The sequence below is a fragment of the Pseudonocardia sp. SID8383 genome (genome assembly GCF_009864975.1).
Taxonomy (GTDB): Bacteria; Actinomycetota; Actinomycetes; order Mycobacteriales; family Pseudonocardiaceae; genus Pseudonocardia; species Pseudonocardia alni.
Genome location: NZ_WWFY01001213.1, coordinates 1 through 6001, shown reverse-complemented (window position 1 = coordinate 6001; position 6001 = coordinate 1). Strand labels below are relative to the sequence as shown.

At 73.5% G+C, this 6001-nt stretch carries 5 protein-coding genes; 1 reads left to right on the top strand and 4 read right to left on the bottom strand.

Annotated elements, in window-relative coordinates; genetic code table 11:
- A partial coding sequence (locus GTW08_RS29730) for a PD-(D/E)XK nuclease family protein (RefSeq protein WP_202417889.1) occupies nucleotides 1-1853 on the top strand: 1853 nt, incomplete at its 5' end.
- A 70-nt stretch (nucleotides 1854-1923) separates the two neighbouring features.
- Here the strand turns inward: GTW08_RS29730 and GTW08_RS29725 are convergent.
- The 4 genes from GTW08_RS29725 to GTW08_RS29710 form a co-directional block, all read right to left on the bottom strand.
- Nucleotides 1924-3546 (bottom strand): cation acetate symporter, encoded by a 1623-nt coding sequence (locus GTW08_RS29725; protein WP_073578335.1) that lies wholly within the window; start codon nucleotides 3544-3546, stop codon nucleotides 1924-1926.
- The gene (locus GTW08_RS29720; RefSeq protein ID WP_073578336.1) at nucleotides 3543-3896 is read right to left on the bottom strand and encodes a DUF485 domain-containing protein; all 354 of its coding nucleotides are present in this window, start codon (nucleotides 3894-3896) and stop codon (nucleotides 3543-3545) included. Before GTW08_RS29720 ends, GTW08_RS29725 begins: the two co-directional genes overlap by 4 nt.
- Nucleotides 3897-4085: 189 nt before the next feature.
- Entirely contained in the window at nucleotides 4086-5753 is a 1668-nt protein-coding gene (locus GTW08_RS29715) for a cation acetate symporter (protein ID WP_073578337.1), read from the bottom strand.
- Nucleotides 5750-6001 (bottom strand): hypothetical protein (locus tag GTW08_RS29710; RefSeq protein WP_346009994.1); only part of this gene is annotated, 252 nt, incomplete at its 5' end. The genes GTW08_RS29710 and GTW08_RS29715, both read right to left, overlap by 4 nt.

Below are 6001 nucleotides of genomic sequence, written 5' to 3'. Positions count from 1 at the left end.
ACCTGGCCGCGCTGTGGCAGCGCGCCCGCGAGCTCGTCCCGCACCGCCCGGCCCGCCCCGGGCCGCTGTCGGCCGCCGACCTGGCCCTCGGTGCACTGCCCGGCGAGCAGGCCGAGCAGGCCGGTCTCGTCGACGCCCTCGACGACCCGGGTGGCCCGGAGCGCTACTCCCCGGCCGGGTTCGACCGGATCCGGCGGATCGGCCGTGAGCTCGCCCAGCTGCGCGCCCGCACCGCGGCCCCGCTGACCGACCTGGTGGCCGACGTCGAGCGGACCTTGCTCCTCGACGTCGAGACGATGGCCCGCCCCGGCCCCACCGGCCGGGCGCACCTCGACGCGTTCGCCGACGTCGTCGCGGACTTCGCCGCCGGTGCGGACGTGCCGTCGCTACCGGGTCTGCTCGACTATCTGGAGACCGCCGAGCAGGCCGAGGAGGGGCTGACCCCCGGCGAGGTGGAGGTCGCGCCGGACCGGGTGCAGATCCTCACCGTGCACGCGGCGAAGGGGCTGGAGTGGGAGGTCGTCGCCGTCCCGCACCTGGTCGCGCAGGTCTTCCCCGGCCGGAAGATGTCCGGCTCCTGGCTGAAGGACCCGGCCGCGTTGCCGGTCCCGCTGCGCGGCGACGCCGACGACCTGCCCGGCCTGCACCTGCCCCCGCCCGGCGCCGACCGCAAACAGGTCGAGACCGCGCTCGACGACCACGACGACGCCCTCGACGAGCGCCGCCTCGCCGAGGAACGCCGGCTGTTCTACGTCGCGCTCACCCGGTCCGAACGGGTGCTGCTGGTGTCCGGGCACCGCTGGCCCGCGACGGGGGAGAAGCCGAAGGAACCGTCGGTGTTCCTGACCGAGCTCGCCGAGATCCTGGAGGGCCCCGGCGGCTCCGAGGTCGGTGTGCTGGAGCAGTGGGCACCGCCGCCCGAGCTGGACACCGGCAACCCGGCGCTGGGCGTCGAACGGACCGCGCAGTGGCCGCCGGACCCGTTCGGCGACCGCGCCGACGACGTGCGCTCCGGGGCCGACCTGGTCCGTACCGCGCTGCGGGCCCGGCGCCCGAAGCGGCCGCGCCGCGCCGCGCCCGCCGACCAGCTCGCACTGGAGCTGCCGGCGGCTCCCGACGCGGAGCCCGGGGCCGGCGTGGTCGACGCCGAGGGTGATCCCGAGGGCTGGGCCGCCGACGTCGACGTCCTGCTCGCGGAGCGGGCCGCCGCCGCGCAGCGGCCCACGGTGTCGCTGCCCGGGCGGCTGTCGGTGAGCCGGCTCGTCGAGCTCGCCGACGACCCGGACGCGCTCGCCGTGCGGCTGCGCCGTCCGGTGCCGATGCCGCCCGACCAGCACGCCCGCCGCGGCACCGCGTTCCACGCCTGGCTGGAACAGCGCTTCGGCGCGGAACGCCTGCTGGACATCGACGAGCTGCCCGGCGCCGCCGACGAGTCGGTCTCCTCGGAGGCCGATGCGACCGAGCTCGCCGAGCTGCAGGCCGCGTTCGAGGCGTCGGAGTGGGCGGACCGGCGGCCCGTCGACGTCGAGGTGTCGTTCGAGACGGTGCTGGCCGGGGTCGCCGTGCGCGGCCGGATGGACGCGGTGTTCGCCGACCCCGACGGCGGCTGGACGGTCGTGGACTGGAAGACCGGTCGCCTGCCCGCCGAGGACCGCAGGCAGGCGGTCGGGGTGCAGCTCGCCGCGTACCGGCTGGCATGGGCGGCACTGCAGGGCGTCGAGCCGGACCGGGTGCGGGCGGCGTTCCACTACGTCCGCGACGGCGTCACCCTGCGCCCGGCGGACCTGCTCGACGCCCGCGCGCTGCACGACCTCGTCGCCGGGGTGCCGACCGTCTCCGCCGCCGAGGTGTAGCCGCAGGACGCGGAGAGCCCGCGCCCCCGGGGACGGGGACGCGGGCTCTCCGCGTGGGGGTGGCCTGCGGTCAGTGCGCCTCGGCCTTGGCGATGCCGGCACCGGTCAGGGACCGGACCTCCATCTCGGCGTACTTGCTGCCGTCGTGGCGCTTCTGCCCGATGTAGGTCCCGACCACGCCGAGCAGGAACGACAGCGGGATCGAGACCAGGCCGGGGTTGGCCAGCGGGAACCAGGCGAAGTCCACACCCGAGAAGATCGACGTCTCGGCGCCCGACACCACCGGCGAGAAGACGATCAGCACCAGGGTGCTGATCAGACCGCCGTAGATCGAGAACAGGCCGCCGGTGGTGTTGAACCGCTTCCAGAACAGCGAGTACAGGATCGTCGGCAGGTTCGCCGACGCCGCCACCGCGAAGGCCAGCGCCACGAGGAACGCGACGTTCTGGTCCTTCGCGAGGATGCCACCGACGATCGCGACCACGCCGATCACGATCGCGGTCCGCCGGGCGACCCGGACCTGGGTGGCCTCGGTGTCCTCGACCTCGCCCCGCTTGATCACGTTGATGTAGACGTCGTGCGCGAACGACGCCGACGCGGTGATCGTCAGCCCGGCGACGACCGCCAGGATCGTCGCGAACGCGATCGCGGCGATGATGCCGAGCAGCACCGGTCCGCCGAGGGCTGCGGCGAGCAGCGGCGCGGCCGAGTTCACCTTGCCCGGCGCGGCCTGGATCGCCTCCGGCCCGACCAGCGCACCGGCCGCGAAGCCGATGACCAGCGTGAACAGGTAGAACAGGCCGATCAGCCAGATCGCGACCTCGACCGAGCGGCGGGCCTCCTTGGCCGTGGGCACGGTGTAGAAGCGCATCAGCACGTGCGGCAGGCCCGCGGTGCCGAGCACCAGGGCGATGCCGAGCGAGATGAAGTCGATCTTCGAGGTCAGCGACGCGCCGTACTGCTGGCCGGGGGCGAACAGGCCCTCGCCCTTGGGGGAGCCGTCCGCGGCGGCCTGCATGATCGACGAGAAGTTGAAGCCGAACAGCGCCAGTGCCCAGATCGTCATGACCAGCGCGCCCACGATGAGCAGCACCGCCTTGATCATCTGGACCCAGGTGGTGCCGCGCATGCCGCCGATGAGGACGTAGGCGATCATCACGACGCCGACGACGGCGATCACGACGCCCTGGGCGAACCCGCCCGAGATGCCGAGCAGCAGCGAGACCAGTGCACCGGCACCGGCCATCTGCGCGAGCAGGTAGAAGAACGACACCGCCAGGGTGGAGGTGGCCGCCGCGGCGCGGATCGGGCGCTGCTTCATCCGGAACGCCAGGACGTCGCCCATGGTGAAACGGCCGGTATTGCGCAGCAGCTCCGCGACCAGCAGCAGCGCGACCAGCCACGCGACCAGGAAGCCGATCGAGTAGAGGAAGCCGTCGTAGCCGTTGATCGCGATGGCGCCGGCGATGCCCAGGAACGACGCCGCCGAGAGGTAGTCACCGGCGATCGCGAACCCGTTCTGGGTGCCGGAGAAACCCCCGCCCGCGGTGTAGAAGTCGGCGGCGGTCTTCCTCGCCTGCCGACTGTTGACGTAGAAGACGATCCCCAGCGTCACGATCACGAACGCCAGGAAGATGGAGATGTTCAGCGCCGGGTTGCTGTCCGCGGTCGCCGCCAGGACGGTCGGGCTCATCGGGTTCCCTCGATCTCTCCGCGGAGCTTCGACGACAGCGGGTCGAGCACACGGCCGGCGAAGCGGATGTAGACCACGGTGATCGCGAAGGTGGACACGAACTGCAGCAACCCGAGGACCAGACCCAGGTTGATGTTGCCCAGCACCGGGATCGCCATGAAGTCCGTCGCGAACGTCGCGAGCAGCACGTACAGCAGGTACCAGGCCAGGAACCCGGCGGTGACCGGGAAGACGAACCCGCGCAGACGCCTGCGCAGCTCCTGGAAGTCGGGGCTCGCCTGTGCGGCGGCCCAGTCGGGAGTTCCCGGCGTCGGACCGCCGGGCTGCTCGTCGGACTCGGTCGTACTCACGTATGCCTCCTTGCACAAGCCACGCACGGCCACGGGACCGGACCCAGGAAAGGGCCTTCGGGCCGTGTGCGGAACCCCACACGCACGCTCCGAGCGGCCCAAGATGCAAGCGGCCGACGACCGGACGATCGAGCGCGGCACCGAACGACGAGCGGTCTTGACTCCGATGTCGCCGCTACGCTAAAGCGCTCACTCCCGATCGGCCAGATGGAGCCGCAGCATCGTAGCTTCCGCGTCCGACGGAACGTGATCGCCCAGTGACACGGCGATCATGACGAGGAACGCGCAGGGCACCGACCACAGCGCGGGCTGGGCGAGCAGCATGCCCGCCGTCCCGCCGAGCCCGAGCGCGGCGCCCAGCGCCATCGACCCGACCGTCGCGAGCAGCCCGGTGACCATCCCTGCGTACGCGCCGCGCGCGGTCAGCCCCTTCCACCACAGGCCGAGCACCAGCAGCGGGCAGAACGTCGACGCCGCGACGGTGAACGCCGAGGTCACCGCCGCGCTGACGTCGACGCGCACCATCAGCAGCGCCGCCGGTACGACGGCCGCCGACGCGGCCAGCGCGGTCAGCCGCAGCCGGCGCAGCCCCGAGGGCATGAGGTCGTGGGCGAGCGCCCCGGACAGCGCGAGCAGCAGCCCGAGCGAGGTGGCCAGGAACGCGGCGAACGCCCCCGCGGTGAGCATCGCGGTCAGGGCCGCCGCGGTGCCGCCGCCGGTGACCCGGCCGGGCAGCGTGACGATCGCGGTGTCGGTGCCCTGCGACAGGTACAGCTCGGGGGTGAGCACCGTCCCGAGCAGCCCGTAGACGATCGGGAACAGGTAGAACGCGCCGAGCATCGCGACGGTGATCGCCGCGGTGCGCCGGGCGCCGCGCCCGTCCGGACTGGTGTGGAAGCGCACGATGATGTGCGGCAGACCCATCGTCCCCAGCGCTGTCGCGACCAGCACCGACCAGGTCGTCAGCAGCGGCGAGGTATCGGCGGTGCCGAGCAGCGGCAGTGCCCACTCGGCGCCGCCGGGCACCGGCAGCGACGCCCCGTCGCCGCCCAGCTCGGGCACGGCGGCACCGTCGGGGAAGACCCAGACGGCGTCGGCGGCGGCGTGGTGCGGGCCGGGGGTGAGCGGGACCGGCATCCCGTCGACGACCACGACGGTCGGCTCGGTCAGCACGAGCTCGGTGTCGAGCCGGAAGTCCACCGGGGTCTCGGCGGTGAACCGGGTGAACTCCGGCGGGGCGACCATGTCGGCGCGCAGCTGCGGCCCGGCGAGCAGCAGCAGCCAGATCGCGGGCCCGGCGAACAGCAGGAGCTTGAGCGCGAACTGGAACGCCTGCACGTAGGTGGCGGCGCGCATCCCGCCCAGCGCCAGGGTCAGGCCGACGGCGAGCCCGGACACCACGACCCCGACCCAGTAGTCGACGCCCGACACCAGCGTGAGCAGCTGCCCGGCCGCGACGATCTGCGGCACCAGGTAGAGCACCGCGATCACCACGACGACCACCGCGCAGAACCGGCGCAGCGACCGCGACCCGAGGCGGGCCTCGGCGAACCCGGGCACGGTCAGTGCCCCGGAGCGGCGCATCGGCGCGGCGACCAGCGCGAGCATCAGCAGGTAGCCCGCGGCGAACCCGACCGGGTACCAGAGCGCCCCCGTGCCCTCCTTGATCACCAGCCCGGCGACGCCGAGGAACGACGCCGCCGACAGGTACTCCCCGGAGACCGCGGCTGCGTTGAGCATCGGCGAGGTCCGCCGGGACGCGACGAGGAAGTCCGAGGTGGTGCGCATCGCCGCGACGCCACGTGCCCCGATCAGCACCGTGACCAGCAGCAGGGCGACGACCGCGGCGGCCGTCACGGGCGTTCCGCGCGTTCGGCCCGGCGCAGATGCCACCACGCCAGCCCGCCGAGCAGCGGGTACGGGAGCCAGGCGACCGCGATCCAGCCCAGCGGGAGCCCCCCGACCCGCCACTGGGCCAGATCCGGCGCGAGCCGCAGCAGCACCGGCAGCCCGAACAGCAGCACCGCGGCGCAGGCCAGGGTGACCACGGCGCGCCGCAGCTGGGCCCGGCGCAGCCCGCGGGCCCGCTCGGTCAGCCCCGGGTC